13 protein-coding genes and 1 pseudogene are annotated in these 15,677 nt (G+C 39.0%); 3 read left to right on the top strand and 11 right to left on the bottom strand.

All coding sequences use genetic code 11. The annotated features are described in order from the left end of the window. The first annotated feature begins 10 nt into the window (after positions 1 to 10). On the top strand, positions 11 to 247 hold the full coding sequence (locus HPOKI112_RS05420; protein ID WP_000555364.1) for a hypothetical protein: 237 nt from the start codon (positions 11 to 13) through the stop codon (positions 245 to 247). Continuing rightward, a complete protein-coding gene (locus HPOKI112_RS05415) occupies positions 232 to 2,091 on the top strand; it encodes a primosomal protein N' (RefSeq protein WP_025309917.1) in 1,860 nt (619 codons plus the stop codon). The genes HPOKI112_RS05420 and HPOKI112_RS05415 overlap by 16 nt, the downstream gene beginning before the upstream one ends. Positions 2,092 to 2,123: 32 nt before the next feature. On the opposite strand, the gene cmoA is transcribed toward HPOKI112_RS05415, so the two are convergent. Further along, positions 2,124 to 2,843, bottom strand: a complete 720-nt coding sequence (gene cmoA, locus HPOKI112_RS05410; protein WP_025223044.1) for a carboxy-S-adenosyl-L-methionine synthase CmoA — start codon at positions 2,841 to 2,843, stop codon at positions 2,124 to 2,126. 51 nt (positions 2,844 to 2,894) lie between these two features. Beyond that, positions 2,895 to 3,536 carry a superoxide dismutase [Fe] gene (gene sodB / locus HPOKI112_RS05405; RefSeq protein ID WP_025223043.1) on the bottom strand — a complete coding sequence of 214 codons (642 nt, stop codon included), beginning with the start codon at positions 3,534 to 3,536 and terminating at the stop codon, positions 2,895 to 2,897. A gap of 223 nt (positions 3,537 to 3,759) precedes the next feature. Between sodB and tpx the strand changes: the two genes are divergently transcribed. Continuing rightward, positions 3,760 to 4,260 carry a thiol peroxidase gene (tpx, locus tag HPOKI112_RS05400; RefSeq protein ID WP_025309916.1) on the top strand — a complete coding sequence of 167 codons (501 nt, stop codon included), beginning with the start codon at positions 3,760 to 3,762 and terminating at the stop codon, positions 4,258 to 4,260. A 254-nt stretch (positions 4,261 to 4,514) separates the two neighbouring features. On the opposite strand, the gene cheW is transcribed toward tpx, so the two are convergent. The 9 genes and pseudogenes from cheW to HPOKI112_RS05355 all read right to left on the bottom strand — a co-directional run bounded on the left by cheW (position 4,515) and on the right by HPOKI112_RS05355 (position 15,639). Then, complete coding sequence (cheW, locus tag HPOKI112_RS05395) at positions 4,515 to 5,012, bottom strand: chemotaxis protein CheW (RefSeq protein ID WP_025309915.1); 498 nt, start codon at positions 5,010 to 5,012, stop codon at positions 4,515 to 4,517. After that, positions 5,009 to 7,492: a chemotaxis histidine kinase/response regulator CheAY2 gene (gene cheAY2 / locus HPOKI112_RS05390; RefSeq protein ID WP_025309914.1), complete on the bottom strand. Its 2,484-nt coding sequence runs from the start codon at positions 7,490 to 7,492 to the stop codon at positions 5,009 to 5,011. The genes cheW and cheAY2 overlap by 4 nt, the downstream gene beginning before the upstream one ends. 55 nt (positions 7,493 to 7,547) lie before the next feature. Continuing rightward, a complete protein-coding gene (gene cheV3, locus HPOKI112_RS05385) occupies positions 7,548 to 8,483 on the bottom strand; it encodes a chemotaxis protein CheV3 (RefSeq protein WP_025309913.1) in 936 nt (311 codons plus the stop codon). 3 nt (positions 8,484 to 8,486) lie between these two features. Next, positions 8,487 to 9,245, bottom strand: a complete 759-nt coding sequence (locus HPOKI112_RS05380) for a UDP-2,3-diacylglucosamine diphosphatase (RefSeq protein ID WP_025309912.1) — start codon at positions 9,243 to 9,245, stop codon at positions 8,487 to 8,489. Position 9,246: 1 nt separating this feature from the next. Then, positions 9,247 to 9,915: a YggS family pyridoxal phosphate-dependent enzyme gene (locus tag HPOKI112_RS05375; protein WP_025276190.1), complete on the bottom strand. Its 669-nt coding sequence runs from the start codon at positions 9,913 to 9,915 to the stop codon at positions 9,247 to 9,249. Next, positions 9,890 to 11,789, bottom strand: a pseudogene (locus HPOKI112_RS05370) (menaquinone biosynthesis decarboxylase). Before HPOKI112_RS05370 ends, HPOKI112_RS05375 begins: the two are co-directional and overlap by 26 nt. A gap of 9 nt (positions 11,790 to 11,798) precedes the next feature. Continuing rightward, complete coding sequence (gene serA / locus HPOKI112_RS05365; RefSeq protein ID WP_015428089.1) at positions 11,799 to 13,373, bottom strand: phosphoglycerate dehydrogenase; 1,575 nt, start codon at positions 13,371 to 13,373, stop codon at positions 11,799 to 11,801. Positions 13,374 to 13,388: 15 nt separating this feature from the next. After that, a complete protein-coding gene (locus HPOKI112_RS05360; RefSeq protein WP_015428088.1) occupies positions 13,389 to 13,940 on the bottom strand; it encodes a hypothetical protein in 552 nt (183 codons plus the stop codon). 28 nt (positions 13,941 to 13,968) lie between these two features. Further along, positions 13,969 to 15,639, bottom strand: coding sequence for a 30S ribosomal protein S1 (locus HPOKI112_RS05355; protein WP_025309911.1), 1,671 nt, complete (start codon positions 15,637 to 15,639; stop codon positions 13,969 to 13,971). Positions 15,640 to 15,677 lie beyond the last annotated feature (38 nt).

Genomic DNA, 15,677 nt, shown 5'->3' with positions numbered 1-15,677 from the left:
CATTAAAAACATGCATTCAGAAAACGATAGCTTAGAAATCACTTATTTAGGCAAACGCTATAAAATCTCTCTCAATAACACCTTTAGCGATGAGATGAAACGCACCCTAAAGGAGCGTTTCCATAACCAAGAATTAAACGCATTAGAGCTTTTGAAGGATTATTTGCATGAAAGTTGTCAAAACGAGTATTTGCACAATGAACTCCAAAAGCTTTTAGAAAAAATCTCATCATGTTCTATCACTTAATCGCTCCTTTAAAGAACAAAACCCCCCCTTTAACTTACTTTTCTAAAGAGCGACACCTTAAAGGGGCGTTAGTCAATATCCATTTAAGGAATAAAACGCTTTTGGGCGTCGTTCTTGAAGAAGTTTCAAAACCCTCTTTTGAATGCCTAGAATTAGAAAAAACCCCTTATTTTTTACTCCCCTTTCAAATAGAGCTCGCTCTATTTATCGCTCAATATTACTCGGCTAATCTTTCTTCAGTCTTAAATCTTTTTACCCCTTTTAAAGAATGCGATTTGGTGGGGTTAGAAAAAATTGAGCCCGTTCTTAATGCGTTAAGCCAAACGCAAACAAACGCTTTAAAAGAATTGCAAAAACATTCAGCAAGTTTGCTCTTTGGCGATACGGGTAGCGGAAAAACCGAGATTTATATGCATTCAATCGCTCAAACTTTAGAGCAAAAAAAAAGCGCTTTATTGTTAGTGCCAGAAATCGCCCTCACCCCTCAAATGCAACAACGCCTTAAAAGGGTCTTTAAAGAAAATTTAGGCTTGTGGCATAGCAAACTCTCTCAAGCCCAAAAAAAACAATTTTTAGAAAAGCTTTATTCGCAAGAAATCAAATTGGTGGTAGGCACACGAAGTGCGTTGTTTTTACCCCTTAAGGAGTTGGGTTTAATCATTGTAGATGAAGAGCATGACTTTTCTTATAAATCTCATCAAAGCCCTATGTATAACGCTAGGGATTTATGCTTGTATTTATCCCATAAATTCCCTATTCAAGTGATTTTAGGCTCTGCTACGCCAAGTCTAAATAGTTACAAACGCTTTAAAGATAAGGCTTTAGTGCGCTTAAAGGGGCGCTACACGCCTACGCAAAAAAACATTATTTTTGAAAAAACCGAGCGTTTTATCACGCCCAAACTCCTAGAAGCGCTAAAACAAGTTATAGACAAAAACGAGCAAGCCATTATTTTTGTGCCTACAAGAGCTAATTTCAAAACCTTGCTGTGTCAAAATTGTTATAAAAGCGTTCAATGCCCCTTTTGCAGCGTGAATATGAGTTTGCATTTAAAAACCCACAAACTCATGTGCCACTATTGCCATTTTTCAAGCCCTATCCCTAAAATTTGCAGCGCGTGTCAAAGCGAGGTTTTAGTGGGTAAAAGGATAGGCACCATGCAAGTGTTGAACGAGTTGGAAGGCCTTTTGAAAGGCGCTAAAATAGCCATTTTAGATAAAGATCACACCAGCACGCCAAAAAAACTCCACAATATTTTAAACGATTTCAACGCTCAAAAAACCAATATCTTAATCGGCACTCAAATGATAAGCAAAGGGCATGATTACGCTAAAGTGAGTTTAGCGGTTGTTTTAGGCATAGACAATATCATTAAATCCAATAGTTACAGGGCTTTAGAAGAAGGTGTGTCGCTACTTTATCAAATCGCTGGGAGGAGCGCTAGGCAAATTTCTGGCCAAGTGTTCATTCAAAGCACCGAAACGGATCTATTAGAAAATTTCTTAGAAGATTATGAAGATTTTTTACAATACGAATTGCAAGAAAGGTGCGAACTCTACCCGCCTTTTTCAAGGCTGTGTTTATTAGAGTTTAAGCATAAAAACGAAGAAAAAGCCCAACAATTGAGCCTAAAAGCCTCTCAAACCCTTTCTTCATGTTTAGAAAAGGGCGTAACGCTCTCTAGCTTTAAAGCCCCCATTGAAAAAATCGCTTCTTCTTACCGCTACCTTATTTTATTGCGTTCCAAAAACCCTTTAAGCCTAATCAAAAGCGTGCATGCGTTTTTAAAAACCGCTCCTAATATCCCTTGCAGCGTGAATATGGATCCTGTGGATATTTTTTAAAAACTCAAGTTTGATATATTATTTTAAAAAACTCATGTTTTTCTGGCAACTAACAGCGTGAAATTCACCCATTTAAACAGCGCTTCTACATGCTTAAACCCCACGCTTTCTAAAAGAGCGACATTTTCTTTTAAACTATAAGGCACAAGCACATTTTCTAACGCTTCCCTTTTGAAAGCGATTTCATTGTGGCTATAGCCTTGATTTTGTTTATAAAGGTAGTATAGCTCTATCATTTGCTTGTCTAATATCCGATCTTCGCTCATGATCTTTTCGCCCACCAATAAAACCCCATTCAACGCAAGGCTGTTATAAATCTTTTTGAGCAACACCTCTCTTTGCATGGGGCGGACAAATTGCAGCACAAAAAGCAATGAAAACGCGCTCGCTTCTTTAAACTCAACCTCTAAAAAATCCATGCATTCAAAACGGGCATTTTTAAAATCTTTTAATTTTTCTTGTGCTTTTTTAAGCATGGGCATGGAATTGTCAATCCCTACAAGCTCAATATCTTGTTGGATTTGTTGGTTAAGCGCGATAAAAAAGTTCCCGGTAGAACAGCCCAAATCATAAATCAAGGGCTTAGCATTGGTATTTTCTTTTAAATTTTGAGCGATAAAATACGCCCCCAAATCTAACATTTCATGGTAATAGGGGATGGAGCGTTCCAGCATGTCGTCAAAAACATGAGCGACTTTCTCATCAAAACAAAAGCGTTTGTTTAGAGATTGATTAAACAGAGTGTCTTTCATTCAAAAAAGAAGCGTGGTTTAAAAATCTTTAAACCACAACAGCGCTAACGCTTAAGCTTTTTTATGCACCAACTCGTTGATGTAGTAATCCACTGAGCCTAAGCCTTCTTTTTTCGCCCATTCATAGCATTGAGAAACAAAATGCCAATTGATATGCCCATAGAATTTTTCCAAATACACAGGGCGTGCGTTTTTATGGTCAATATAATAAGCATGCTCCCACACATCCACCACTAAAAGCGGCACTTTTTTATCCGTAACTGGGGTTTGAGCGTTGCTCGTTTGAATGATTTCAATTTTTTGAGTGTCTAAATTATACGCCACCCAATTCCAGCCAGAGCCAAACAAAGTGGTCGCGCTCTTAATGAAGTCTTCTTTAAATTTTTCTAATGAGCCGAAATCTTTTTCTAAAGCCCCTTTTAACTCATCGCTTAAGGCAGTCGCTTTAGGGCTTAGGCAATCCCAATAAAAATCGTGGTTATAAATTTGAGCGGCGTTATTAAACACGCCTCCGCTAGATTTTGTCAAAATAGCAAACAAAGAACTTTTCTCAAAATCTGTGCCTTTGATGAGGTTGTTCAAATTATTCACATAAGTTTGATGGTGTTTCCCATGGTGGAAATCAAACGCTACAGGGCTTAAAAAATCTCCCATGCTGTCTTTAGCAAAAGGCAATTCTCGTAATGTAAACATGTTTTCTCCTTGTGATCAGATAGCCGTATTGTAATCATTTTTTAATACTTTTTGGTAAATCTTTTCTTAAAAATTGATCGTTATGCAAATTTTGTGGGTTTTAAGGGGTTTTTTAAAATTAAAACGACTTTTTAAACAAATTCTTTTTAAATTTGTTAAGAGTTAATCTTAATGGGCTACTATTCTAACGCAATATAGCAATTCAATTAGAAAGGATTTAACAATGCAAAAAGTTACTTTTAAAGAAGAAACATACCAATTAGAAGGGAAAGCCTTAAAAGTGGGCGATAAAGCTCCTGATGTGAAATTGGTGAATGGCGATTTGCAAGAAGTCAGTTTATTGAAGCCAGGCGTGCGTTTTCAAGTCATTAGCTCGCTTCCTAGCTTAACCGGATCGGTTTGCTTGCTCCAAGCCAAGCGCTTCAATGAGCAAGTCGGCAAACTGCCTTCTGTGAGTTTTAGCGTTATTTCTATGGACTTACCTTTTTCTCAAGGACAAATTTGCGGTGCTGAAGGCATTAAGGACTTAAGAGTCTTAAGCGATTTTAGGTATAAGGCTTTTGGGGAAAATTACGGCGTGCTGTTAGGCAAAGGCTCTATGCAAGGCTTGCTCACTCGATCGGTGTTTGTTCTTGATGATAAGGGAGTGGTTATCTATAAAGAAATCGTTCAAAACATTTTAGAAGAGCCTAATTATGAAGTGCTTTTAAAAGTGTTGGAATAGGAAATCTTTAGAAGGAGGGGGCTACAATCTAGCAAGTTTCAATGCAAAAAGCCCCACTCATTAAAAAGTGTGGGTGATAAAGACTGACAAAATAAGAAGTTCTCTTTAATCCGTTTAAAAAAGCTTCACGCTATGTTTAAAAGAAAACATAAAAACTCTGTTTCCAATCAAACGCTGGTTATCGCTTGATTAAAACCAAGCTTTTTGATGGAATAAGTCTTTCTCAAAGCCCACTTATGGATAAACTAAAATTTTTAAAAGTCTTTTTTTAAGATTTCTTCCACTCTTAAAATGGTTACGAGTCTGTCGTTTTGTTTCCCAATGCCATAAGTTAAATTGTTGTTATCGCTCAAAGTTTCTGGCACCGGATCAATATCCGTTTGCTTGATGCGAATGGCTTCAGTTAAGCGATCAATGAAAAACCCAGCGATCTGATCGTTATGGCACACCACCAGATAACGAGTGTCTTTGTTTTGCTTTTCAGCTTTCAAGCCAAATTTTAAACGCAGGCTAATCAACGGGAAGACATTACCCCTTAAATTGAACACACCAAGCACATAGTTTGGGGTCTCAGGGACTCGTGTGTAACCAATGGGTTTGACGATCTCTAAAATATTCAAAATAGGAATGGCGTATTCTTCATCGCCAATAATAAAGCCAATGAATTGCAAAATTTCTTCATTGTCTTCTTGTTTAGAACCTGCATTAGCTTCTTTTTGTTTTTCAAATAAATCTTTTAATTGATTGCTCACGATTGGTCTCCTTCTAATTTAATGCTACGCTTCACTACGGTGGTTAAATACTCGCCGCTATAAGGTTTGGTGATGTATTCAGTCATGCCGGATTCAACGCCGCGCATCCTATCGGTTTTGGTTACCCGACTGGTTACTGCAATCAAAGGCAGGTTTTTGAATTTATTGTATTTACGCACTTCAGAAGCGAAAGTGTAGCCGTCCATCTTGGGCATTTCAATATCCACTAAAATAGCGTCCGGAATCTTATCGCCATTTTTAAGCATTTCTAAGCCCTCTAACCCGTTAGTGGCCTCTAAAAGCGTGATGCCTAATGGTTTTAAACATTTGCGGATAATCGCTCTATCCGTGCTGCTATCATCAATCGCTAAGACAATATAATCGCTAGGGGAATTTTTGCTCTTGGTGTTTTCGGATTCATTCATTAAGGTAGTGATATTGACCTTGATACTTTTTGCCATATCCATCATCGCTCCCACATCCACAATGAGCGTGATTTTCCCATCGCCTCTCACCGTAGCGCCAGCAATGCCTCTAGTGTTTTTAAGATAGTAGCCTAAAGATTTGATGACCACTTCTTCTTGACCGATTAAATAATCCACGATCACGCCAATTTTTTGATCGGCCAAGCCAATGATAACCACATACACATCTGAGTTGGATTCCAAAATAGCATCCACTTTAAAAATATCAGAAAGGCGCACCAAAGAAAGTACCTCATCTCTCAAACGCAACACGCTCTTGCCATCAACGGTGTAGATTTCATCCTGACTGATACGCACGGTTTCTAACACTGAAGAAAGCGGGATAGCGTAATACTCTTCTTGAACGCCCACGAGTAAAGCTTGAATGATAGCCAGAGTGAGAGGGATTTTAAGCTTTTGAGTCGTGCCTACCCCCACTTCTGAATCAATTTCAATGATCCCATTGAGCTTTTCAATATTGGTTTTCACCACATCCATGCCCACGCCTCTGCCTGAAACATTGGAAACGACTTTTGCGGTAGAAAAGCCTGGCTTGAAAATGAGGTTAAACGCTTCCCTATCGCTCATGCCTTCAGCGTCTCTTTCGCTAATCACCCCTTTTTCAATCGCTTTTTCTTTAAGCATCACAGGGTCTAGCCCCTTGCCGTCATCAGAGATTTTAATCACAATGTGGTTACCCTCATTATACGCGCTCAATTGCACTTTACCGGTTTCAGGCTTGTTAAGCCTTCTTCTTTCTTCTAAAGGCTCAATCCCATGATCGCATGAGTTACGGATAATGTGAATGAGCGGATCGCCAATCTCTTCTACAATGGATTTGTCTAACTCGGTTTCTTCGCCCTCAATGATTAATTCAATGCTTTTGCCTAATTCCCGGCTCAAATCCCTTACCATGCGAGGGAATTTATTGAACACTTTGCCCACTGGTTGCATCCTGGTTTTCATTACCGCAAGCTGCAAGTCTGTCGTTACCGCTGAAATAGAAGAAACCACCTGGTTTAATTCCTCTAAAAACTTTTCCCCATCATAGCGTTCTTCCACATCGCTATAAATCCTAATCAAGCGATTCTTGCCCAACACAAGCTCACCGATTAAATTCATTAAGTGATCCAAGCGGCGCACATCCACCCTAACGGTTTGCTCCACGCCAATAGAGGGGGCTTTATTTTCTTCAGTATCTGCTTTAGCCTTAGCTTTAGTTTCGGTTTTAGGGGCTTTAGGGGTTTCTGTTTTAGGGGTTTCTGTTTTAGGGGTTTCTGTTTTAGGGGTTTCTGTTTTAGAGATTTCTGTTTGGGGGGCAACTTCTTGTTTAGGTTTGGCTTCTTGCTTTTTTTGAGCTCTTCGTTCTTTATCGGCCTCTTGGCGTTTGTTCAACAGCCGCTCAATCTCCGCTTCCACTTCTTCAGCGCTCATGTTAGTGTAATCCAAATCCGGCTCATCGGCTAGAGGGTTATCGCTTGCGGAATTTTCTGCAGTAGGGGCTTTTGCCTTGTTTTCTTGATTTTCTTTTATATTTTCTTCTTTCGCTTCTTCTTTCGCTTCTTTTTCATTTTCTTTTTTGGGGGCTTCTTTAGTCCCTTCTTTAGCGCCCTCTAAATTTTGGCTTGTAATGGCTTGAAGCTGTTTGACCGCTTCTTCAATCTCGTTTTCCTTGCCGTTATTGGTATCAGAGCCGGTATCTCTAATCGTTACGAGTAAGGTTTTCATCAAATCAATGGAGCGCAACACGACATCCATAATATCAGGCGTGATTTTGATTTCGCCCTTTCTGGCGCGATTCAAGACATCTTCCATGTTGTGCGTGAGGTGCGTGAGAATGTTAAGATTCAAAAACGAGCTAGAGCCTTTAATGGTGTGAGCGACTCTAAAAATGCGATTGAGCAAGTCCAAATCTTCAGGGTTATGCTCCAATTCCACTAAATCCTGATCCAATTGCTCGTTCATTTCAAAGGCTTCAATCAAGAAGTCTTCCATTATTTCTTGCAAATCATCCATTTAAAACCCTTTTTAGCGTTTGAGATAAGAGTATTTTACAATTTTATAAAAAGAATTATGCATTCTTGTCTAAAATCTTAGAAATTTCTTCGGTGAATTTTTCTGCGTCAAACTTGACTAAATACGCTACAGCCCCCATTTCTTTAGCCCTTTCAGCGCTGTAATTATCGCAAATAGAAGAATTGAAAATCACAGGAATATAAGCAAACCTGGGGTCTTTTTGGAGCTTGAATAAGAAATGATAGCCATCCATTTTAGGCATTTCAACATCTGAAATAATGAATTTCAAATGTTTTCTCAAGTCGTCCCCGTATTTTTTGAATAGCATTTCTAATTTGTTCAACCCGTCTTCCCCATCCACAGCTTCCGTGATGCTAAAACCCATTTTACTCAAATGGTTTTTTAAGGTTTTTCTCGCCGTTCTGCTATCGTCTAAAAACAACACTTCGCCTTCAAAACGCTCTTTAGGGGTATCTTTAGTGTTTTTGGCGTCTTCATTAAGTTTTAAATCGTCTAAAATGCTTTCTAAATCCAAAATAAGCAGGGTTTTGTCGTTTTCAATGCGGGTCGTGCCGGTGATATTTTCTTTATTGATGCTATTAGATGCACTAAAGGATGCAGGCTCCACATCTTTCCAGCTAATGCGCCTGATGCGCCTAGCAGAATGGACTAAAAAGCCCATTTTAACATTGTTAAATTCAGTGATAATGACGATTTTTTCGTTTTCCTTGCTTTTATCCGGGATAATCCCTATCCATTTAGCCAAGTCTATAAGCGGAATGATCGTGGAGCGCAAATCAAACACGCCGATAATATAATCCAAATTCGTAGGGTATTCAAAAAGGGTGGGCATGGGGATGATTTCTTGGACTTTAGCCACATTGATGCCATAAATCCCCTCATAAGGGACGCCCTCTTGCATGCTATAAATACGAAAATCCACGAGTTCTATCTCACTCAATTTTAAATCGTTAGCTGTTTTTTCTGCCATGATTTAGGCGTCCTTATTTTGAGATGGTTCTAAAACGCTTGATGATACCTTAAAAAGGCTTTGTTCGTAATAAAAGGAAGGCAGTGGGCAATAAATAGGCGCATTCAAGGGGATTTTTGCACCGCTTTTGAGATGAAAATGCCCCTCTATAATGCCGTCAATGCTACCAATGTTAAGATCTTTAATATAGTTTTGATAGGCTTTTAGGCGTTTTTCAATAAAAGATTGCAATTCTTTTGGTTCTAATTCCCAAAGGCGGATGGGTTTTTGATAGATGAGTTTTTTCAAAAAAGGGTATAAGGTTTTAAAACTTAATAAATTTAAAAAACTTAAAAAAAATCTAGCCCAAGTGGAAGTGAGTTGCGTGATGTAAAATTCATACGCTTTAGTAATGAATAAATCCCCATGGGCCAGTAAAAAGCGTTTGTTATCATATTGGAATAATACGGGCTGGTTTTGGCGCTCAAAAACCACCACTTTAGAATTGAATACAAAACGCATGGAAAAATCATGGTTACCTTCAAAATAAAAGACTTGTGAAATTTCGCTTAAAGCATGGATTAAACCAATGATTTTTTGCTGCTCTTTATCTAGGGGTAAATAGCCCACAAGAACATGGAAAATATCGCCCATGAAAAAGACTTGTGGGGGTTTGGCGTTTAAAAGTTCTTGAAGCGTATGGATTAAGTGAGGGCTTTTAGGCAAAAAATGTGCATCAGAGATAAAAACAGCCCCATTTTTAAGTGCATAAGTTTCTAGCATCTTACTCTTTGAACAAAAAAGAGCCAATCCTTAAAAGATTCGCCCCGCAAGCAATCGCTAATTCAAAATCATCACTCATGCCCATTGAAAGAACGCTCGCATTTTTTATTTGGTCAAAAAGCTTTTTGGTGGTGATAAAGGATTTTTCAATTTTCTTTTCATCATCGGTGTGCGCCCCTATACACATCAGCCCCTTAAGCTTGAGGCGCTTGCAAGTTTCACTGATTTGAGAATAAGTTTCTAGCGTTTCTTCAGGCATCACCCCGCTTTTACTTTTCTCATACGCGCTATTAACCTGTAAAAGAGCGTTTAAAGTTACGCCCAATATTTCGCAACGCTTTTCTATTTTCAAAGCGAGTTTTAAAGAGTCTAAAGAATGCAAAAGGGCGGGTTTTAAACTCAAAAGCGCATTGATTTTATTTTCTTGTAAAGAGCCTATCATGTGCCATTCAAGGGGTAAATGCTCTAAAGAGCGCATTTTAATTTTTAAATCTTGAACTTTATTTTCTCCAAAAGCCCTTTGAGAGCAGTTATAATAATGTTGGATAGCTTCTGGGGAAGCGTTTTTTGAAACAGCCACGATTTTGACAATATGGTGCCTTGAATAGGCGATGCGAGCCTTTTCTATTTTGGTGATGAGGGCATCAATTTTTTGGCGATAATCTAACATAATTATTCTTTATGGCTTCTTCTTTATAGATCTTCTTTGTGCGTGCTGAAAGAATGCGTGAGGTGGAATTTTTGATTTAAAGTTTCAAAATCTTTTAAGAACCCTTTCTTTTTCAAATCCTCTATGACTTCCATGGAGCAATTGGTTTCTGTAGGCCATTCTCTAAAATGTTTATCCATAATGCCCTTGTTGGTAGCGTCTATAAAAAAACAATGTTTAGAGGTGAGGATATCGCGCTGCGCATCAATATTATTAACGATGCGCCATAACAGCATGTAAGGGTTGTTCAAATCGTTGCTGGTATGCTCTACAAAGATGACAATGCGTAAATACTCTTCAAAACCGAGCAAGTTTTTAGCCAATTCAATGACGCTTTTGTCTTTCTTTTCCACGCTAATGACGCAAATGGGGTTACGGGTGTGCGGGTAATATTGTTTCAAAAGAACGATATTTTGCATTTTATCTTGTAAAAGCGCTAGTAGGGCGTTATCGTTTAAAAGCGTAGGGTAGGGGGTATTGCTTTTAGAAGTCGCATCAATACCGAGTTTCCCCCCCATAGCGTATTCAGGGCTTGCATGATCTAAAGCGTCGCATACGCCTTGAGAAATAAGAATTTTTTCTTTAGAAAAATTTTCCAGTATATACTCAATGATAGCGTTGGTGTCTCTTAGATTGGGAGCGTCTTCATTGACAAAAATCGCATGTTTGACAAAACTCATCTGCCCCACGCCCCAAAAAGCATGCATGACTTGTTTGGCATGAGCGTTATAGCGCGTGTGTATTTTGGCTAAAATCAAATTATGAAACACCCCATTTTCTGGCATGTAATAATCTATCAGATTGGGGGTGCTCATTTGAAGCAAGGGCAAGAACAAGCGTTCAGTCAAATACCCCATGTATTTGTCTTCTAAAGGGGGCTTACCCACCACAGTGGCTAAGTAAATGGAATCTTTTTTATAGCTAATGGTTTTGACTTCTAAAACAGGGTAAGGCTCAATGGGGGTGTAATAGCCAGTGTGATCCCCAAAAGGCCCTTCAAGCTCTAGCTTTTCGCAATCCACAAACCCTTCTATCACAATATCGCAGTCGCTTGGCACGCTCAAAGAATTACTCAAGCATGGCATTACTTGCGCTTTTTTTCCTCTCATAAACCCATAGAGCATGAGTTCATAAATCCCATAAGGTAAGGGGGCTGTCGCACACCATGTGTAGAGCAAATCCCCACCAATGGCGATACTGACAGGCATTTTGACTTTAGCCTTAGCGTATTGGTGGAAAAAGAGTTGGGAGTCTTTATGGATTTGCCAATGCAAGCCTAAATGGTTTTTATCATAAACTTGCAAACGATACATGCCTAAATTCTTTTTTTTATGATCCAGGCTTTGGGTATAGACTTGCCCCATAGTGATAAAAGCCCCGCCATCTTTTTCCCAAGTTTTTAAAACGGGCAGATCCAACAAATTGACTTCTTTATCTTGCTTGACAATGAGATCTTTAGGGCGAGTGGTTTTTTTAGGGAAAATATGTCTTAAATCCCATAAATCTTTTAAGAATTTCAAACCCTCAGTGAAATTTTTAGGAGCACTAAAGTGCAAGAACGCTTGCATGCGTTGTTGCAGGCTTTCTATGGGGGTTTTTAACAAAAGCTCCAAGCGTTTGAAAGAGCCAAAAGCGTTCATTAAAACCGGCATGCTAAAGGTTTTGATTTGGTCATGTTCTTTTCTTATGGGCTGCGTGAATAAAAGGGCTTTGCCCCCATTAGGTTTTTTCGCTTCTACATAGGCCAGATGAGCGATTTCTAAATCCACTTCAAGGGGGGTGTCAATGACTTCTAATTCATCATGCTCTTTTAAAAGCTTTAAAAAATCTCGCATCCAACTACCTTAAATAACCACATAATGAACGCTTAAGCACGCAGGAATGTTTTTAAGCTCTTCTAAAACTTCCAAAGAAACTTCTTCATCTACAATAATGAGTGCTAATGCTTCTTTTTGCGTGTTACGCCCCAAACGAAAATCAGCGACATTAATACCATGCCTAGCGAACGCATTCCCCACGCTCCCAATAACGCCTGGAATATCCGTATTCCTGAATAAAAGCATTTTACCCTTTGGCTCTATATCAATATGAAACCCATCAATCTCAGTGAGTTTTAAAATATCTTCTTCAAACACCGTGCCGCTCACGCTGATCGCACCATTAGCCGCATTTAGAGTTAAAGAGAGCATGTTTTTATAAGGCGAAGCGCTTTCTTTAAGACTAACCTTAATCTCAATACCTCTTTCTTTAGCCACAAAGGGAGCGTTAATGTAATTGATTTTATCCCCTACAACGGGTTTTAACACCCCCACTAACATAAAGGCTACAAGAGCGTCTTTGAATTGGTTGATCTCCCCACAAAGACTGAGCTCAATTTTTTGGCACACGCCCTTATGGATTTGACTGGAAAAATAACCCAATTTTTGCGCTAAATTCAAATAGGCTTTTGCGCTCGCATCAAAAGCTTGCATGGGTAAATTCAAAGCATGCGGGTGGCTTGAACCCCTTAAAGATTCCATAACCCCTTGAGCGGCTTGTTTGGAAATTTCTTCTTGGGATTCTAAAGTGTTCGCGCCAATATGGGGGGTCGCATAAACATTGGGCAAGTCTAAAAGCTTGTTGTGAATGCCAGGCTCTTTAGAAAAGACATCAATGCCAAGCCAACGCACTTTTTTGGTTTCTAAAGCTTCATAAAGAGCGTCTTCATTATAAAGCCCACCCCTAGCACAATTGATTAAAATAACCCCTTTTTTCATGCGCTCAATCTCTTTAGCGCCTATCATGTTAATGGTTTCTTTATTTTTAGGGGTGTGGATAGTGATCATATCGCATTGCAAAATATCTTCAAAATTTTTTGTGTAAATGACCCCTAAATCAGTGGCTTTTGAAGAAGGGATATAAGGATCATAGGCTAGGACTTCCATTTCAAAGGCTTTAGCCCTAATGCCCACCCTAGAGCCAATATTCCCAAAACCAATGATGCCCAGCTTTTTATTTTTCAATTCCGTGCCATACCAATCTTCTCTTTTCCATAACCTTTGGTGTTTGATTTGATTATTCGCGCAAGGGAACGAGCGCACCGCATTGATCAAATGCGCCATGGTCAATTCCACAGCGGCAATCGTGTTAGCGGTGGGGATATTCATCACTACAATCCCTTTTTGAGAGCAACTTTCTAAATCAATATTATCCACTCCTACGCCCGCTCTCACGATGGATTTTAAGTGGGTTAAGGACTTTAAAAAATCGCTAGTGATAGGGGTCATGCTACGCGTGATGAGCGCATCCATAAGAGTGAGTTTTTCTAAAAGTTCATTTTTAGGGCATTTGGAATAATCATGCAAGACAATGTCTTTTTGAGCTTCTAAAATTTGAATGCCTTTAGCATGGATGGGGTCGCAAATGGCTACTTGATACATTTTTATCCTTTGAATTTAAAAAACGGCATGATAGCGTATTTTATAATAGTCTAAATCGGCTAAAAAGCGTTCTTTTTTGTTTTTGTCTAAATAGATGATGAGATTAGGCTGGTTTTTGGTGCTATCGTAAGCGTAATCAATTTGTTCTTTTTTAAGGATTTCTTTTAAGCACCACCATTGATAACCCTTTAAATCCTTAATAATAAGCTTTGAATATTCCCTTTTTTTTTCTTCAAAAGGGATTTCAAAATAATGTTCCACAACGGGGTAATTGATAGATTCTTGAGCATCAAGGTTTTGAGAAAGGGCGTTATTGCGATCTTCTTCGTTATGGGAGGCTTTTTCATCGTTAGGGGTATTAGGATTATTGGGGCTTTCTTCTAGGTTGATTTCATGGCTTTTTGCATCTGTTTGAGAGAGGCCTTCATTGGTTTGAGAGATCGCATGTGTTTGAGAGATCGCATGAGAAGTAGCGGGCATTTCTTTTTTAACGCTTAAAAACAAATAGGCTAAAACGCCAAGAGCGACAGCTAGGGAAATAAAAGCAACAACACCCTTAAATCTCATGCCATTCTCATGTTTTTAAAATCACTCTTTAGAGTTTTTCTTTAAGAATATCCCCTAAAGTCATTTTATCATCGCTCGTGTTAAAAGCTTGCAATTCTTCTTTTTCTTTTTTGCGCTCTAACCTATGCACAGAAGCGCGCACCTTGTTGTTAGATTTTTCAATCGCAACCACCACGCATGTGATTTCTTGCCCTATTTTGATTTCATCTTTTTTCAAGGGGTTCAAATCTTCATTTTTGATCAGCACATCAATGCCATCAGCATTAATGAAAACGCCAAAATCCTTAATACTCACCACTTTACCTTGAATCACGCTATCTGTTTTATGCTTTTGAGCGAATTCTTCTGTAGGGGAAGTAACCAAGTGCTTCGCACTCAAAGAAATCTTTTTATCTTTTTTGTTGATTTTAAGGATTTTCACTTTGATCACATCGCCAATTTTATAGTGGTCTTTGCATTTTTTATCTTTATCCCAAAAAGCGTCGTGATTGTGGAGCAAACCATCCACCCCACCCAAATTCAAAAACGCCCCAAAATCCGTTAAAGTCGCCACTTTGCCTTCTAAAACATCTCCCACTTGGTGTTTGGATTCAAAAACATCAAAAGGCCTGTTAGTGAGTTGCTTTAAAGAAACCCTTAAGCGGCGGTTTTTTGGATCAATGTCAATGATCTTCACATCAATCTCTTGCCCCACGCTCAAGTAGTTGCTAGGGTGGCTGACATTTTTATCCCAAGAGATTTCAGAAACATGCAAAAAGCCTTCAATATCACTACCAATATCCACAAACGCCCCATAATTTTCAATATTGCTCACCACCACCTTAATGGCGTATCCGGGTTTTAGCTTGTCTTGGATCTCTTCCCATGGGTCTTCTATGGTCGCTTTTATGGAGAGTGAAAGGCGTCTTTTTTCTTCATCATAAGCGATGGCTTTGACATAGACTTCATCGCCCTCTTTGTAGTATTTTTCAGGGTTTACCGGTCCTTTATGGCTGATTTCAGAATAATGGACTAAGCCTTCAACCCCTTTAGCTTCTACAAAAATACCAAAAGGGGTGATCTGGCGCACAACCCCCAATACCGGCTCTGTAGCTTCTAACAATTCTTTAGAAACTTCAAGCTGTCGTTTGTCATTGACTTCAAAGAATCGTTTGCGAGAAATATTGATAGAATGGTTTTCCTTATCCACACGAATGATGCACGCTTTAATGCGTTTGCCGATATGGTTTGCGTCATTCTTTAAAGAAGAGTGCGAGCGGGAGAGAAAATACTCCACGCCTTGAGACTCCACGATATAGCCCCCTTTATTCTTGCCTACGATCTTGCCTTCAATAATGGCGTTTTCATAGTTTTCGCCTAATTCTTCAATTTTAGCCTGAATCTTTTGTTGGGAAATGGCCTTTTTGTAGGAAACGCTAGGGTGTTCACCTTTTTCGGACACATGCACGATAATGGGGTCATTTTTTTGATACAGCAACTGCCCCTTTTCATCGGTGATCTCATTCAAAGCCAAACGGCCTTCTGTCTTACCGCCCACGCTCACCATGGCATAACCATCATTCTCATTGATGGAAACGATTAGCCCTTCTTTGATAGTGCCTTTTTCTAGGGTTTCTTCTTTTTCTAATTCTTTTTTAAAGAGTTTTGCGAAGTTTTCCTCCTCGTCATTAAAGTTCTGATCATCTGCTATCTTGCTCATTGACTGCCTTACTATAAAATTAAGTATAAAATCCTTAG

Origin of the sequence: Helicobacter pylori oki112 (assembly GCF_000600085.1) — a bacterium.
Lineage (GTDB): Bacteria > Campylobacterota > Campylobacteria > Campylobacterales > Helicobacteraceae > Helicobacter > Helicobacter pylori_CY.
Note: the sequence above shows the minus strand (reverse complement) of the source record. Positions and strands in the feature narration are given on the sequence as shown.

Coding starts and splice junctions, on each gene's coding strand:
- HPOKI112_RS05420 (WP_000555364.1), top strand. CDS start 11: ATGCATTCAGAAAACGATAGCTTAGAAATCACTTATTTAGGCAAACGC.
- HPOKI112_RS05415 (WP_025309917.1), top strand. CDS start 232: ATGTTCTATCACTTAATCGCTCCTTTAAAGAACAAAACCCCCCCTTTA.
- cmoA (WP_025223044.1), bottom strand. CDS start 2,843: ATGAAAGACACTCTGTTTAATCAATCTCTAAACAAACGCTTTTGTTTT.
- sodB (WP_025223043.1), bottom strand. CDS start 3,536: ATGTTTACATTACGAGAATTGCCTTTTGCTAAAGACAGCATGGGAGAT.
- tpx (WP_025309916.1), top strand. CDS start 3,760: ATGCAAAAAGTTACTTTTAAAGAAGAAACATACCAATTAGAAGGGAAA.
- cheAY2 (WP_025309914.1), bottom strand. CDS start 7,492: ATGGATGATTTGCAAGAAATAATGGAAGACTTCTTGATTGAAGCCTTT.
- cheV3 (WP_025309913.1), bottom strand. CDS start 8,483: ATGGCAGAAAAAACAGCTAACGATTTAAAATTGAGTGAGATAGAACTC.
- HPOKI112_RS05380 (WP_025309912.1), bottom strand. CDS start 9,245: ATGCTAGAAACTTATGCACTTAAAAATGGGGCTGTTTTTATCTCTGAT.
- HPOKI112_RS05375 (WP_025276190.1), bottom strand. CDS start 9,915: ATGTTAGATTATCGCCAAAAAATTGATGCCCTCATCACCAAAATAGAA.
- serA (WP_015428089.1), bottom strand. CDS start 13,373: ATGTATCAAGTAGCCATTTGCGACCCCATCCATGCTAAAGGCATTCAA.
- HPOKI112_RS05360 (WP_015428088.1), bottom strand. CDS start 13,940: ATGAGATTTAAGGGTGTTGTTGCTTTTATTTCCCTAGCTGTCGCTCTT.
- HPOKI112_RS05355 (WP_025309911.1), bottom strand. CDS start 15,639: ATGAGCAAGATAGCAGATGATCAGAACTTTAATGACGAGGAGGAAAAC.